The organism is Streptomyces sp. UNOB3_S3 (assembly GCF_020740895.1).
Taxonomy (GTDB): Bacteria; Actinomycetota; Actinomycetes; order Streptomycetales; family Streptomycetaceae; genus Streptomyces.
Genome location: NZ_JAILXP010000699.1, coordinates 1 through 1270 on the forward strand (window position 1 = coordinate 1; position 1270 = coordinate 1270).

The 1270-nt window shown below is 73.0% G+C and carries 2 protein-coding genes and 1 pseudogene; 2 read left to right on the forward strand and 1 reads right to left on the reverse strand.

Annotated elements, in window-relative coordinates; genetic code table 11:
- Positions 1–269: pseudogene (locus tag K6I33_RS35105) on the forward strand (HEAT repeat domain-containing protein); the annotation flags it as partial.
- On the opposite strand, the gene K6I33_RS35110 reads toward K6I33_RS35105, so the two are convergent.
- Entirely contained in the window at positions 251–406 is a 156-nt protein-coding gene (locus K6I33_RS35110) for a hypothetical protein (RefSeq protein WP_229358841.1), read from the reverse strand. The pseudogene K6I33_RS35105 and the gene K6I33_RS35110 overlap by 19 nt on opposite strands.
- A gap of 132 nt (positions 407–538) precedes the next feature.
- Between K6I33_RS35110 and K6I33_RS35115 the strand changes: the two genes are divergently transcribed.
- The gene (locus tag K6I33_RS35115) at positions 539–997 is read left to right on the forward strand and encodes an SRPBCC family protein (protein ID WP_229358842.1); all 459 of its coding nucleotides are present in this window, start codon (positions 539–541) and stop codon (positions 995–997) included.
- Positions 998–1270 lie beyond the last annotated feature (273 nt).

Consider the following 1270-nt stretch of genomic DNA (forward strand, 5'->3'; position numbering starts at 1 on the left):
CCCTCCACCCCGTCCGGCTCCTCACCGAGCTGCGCGCCCCCGAGTCCGTACCCGCCCTGCTCACCACCCTGGAGCGGCTGCTGGCGGCCCGCGACCACTGCTGGCCGATCGCCCGCGCCTGCGTCGAGGGCCTGGGCGTCCTCGGCGACCGCCGGGCCGAGGCCACGCTCGTCGCCGCCCGCGAGCACGAACGGCTGCGCCCGGCGGCCGTCGCCGCCCTGGCCCGGCTGGCCCGGCACGGCGGCGGGGCTCAGGGGGCGCGCTTGTAGAAACGGCGGGCGCGCGCGTTGTCCTCGGCGACCCCACAGCGCATCGCGCGCGTACACCTCGCCGTCCGCCGGCCGCTCGCCCGGATCTCCGCCACCGCGTCGGTGTCGGCGACGGTCATCGTCCGTATGGTCACCATGTGCGGAGGTTGGTGCGGGCAGCCGTCGGCAGGCCCCGGATTTTGGGTGGTCGCGCCGATGGTGATTGGCTTTGCGCGCACCCGCGGTAAGCGGCAAGACAGCACTTCTTTCAACGTCCCGGAGGACTAGCCATGGGCCAGGTCGAGGCCACGACGGAGCGGATCATCGCGGCAGGCGCGGAGGACGTGTTCGACGCCCTCGCCGACTACAGCGGCACGCGTGCCAAGCTGCTGCCCGAGCACTTCAGCGAGTACGAGGTGCGCGAGGGCGGCGACGGCAAGGGCACGCTCGTGCACTGGAAGCTCCAGGCCACCAGCAAGCGGGTGCGCGACTGCCTCCTGGAGGTCGACGAGCCCACCGACGGGCAGCTCGTGGAGAAGGACCGCAACTCCTCCATGGTGACCACCTGGACCGTCACCCCGGCCGGCGAGGGCAGCTCCAAGGTCGTCGTCACCACCACCTGGCAGGGCGCCGGCGGCATCGGCGGCTTCTTCGAGCGCGCCTTCGCCCCCAAGGGCCTCGGCCGCATCTACGACGCCGTGCTCGACAAGCTCGCCGCCGAGGTGGAGGGCGGGCCCAGCGCGGGCTGAGCGCGGGCCGAACGCGGCCGCCCGGACCGGACCGGTCCGGGCTCACCGGTTCGAGTGGTTTTCCCGGCCCGGCCCCGCTGTGCCCAAACCGCCTCCGACCGGCAGAAAGTGCCGTGCCCGGCGCTCCCCGACAAATCGTCGCGCTTGCTGGCCGTTGTCGCGTAATGCGAGAAATGGGCGGCAACGCAGGCGCGACGAGGGGAGTAGTTACGTGGGCGGGTCGACCTTCGAGGCCACCTTGGAGAAGAGCGACAGGACGCTCCCCCTGCCGCC

Excerpts from the sequence above, each read along its gene's own strand:
- K6I33_RS35110 (WP_229358841.1), bottom strand. The coding sequence starts at position 406 with ATGGTGACCATACGGACGATGACCGTCGCCGACACCGACGCGGTGGCG.
- K6I33_RS35115 (WP_229358842.1), top strand. The coding sequence starts at position 539 with ATGGGCCAGGTCGAGGCCACGACGGAGCGGATCATCGCGGCAGGCGCG.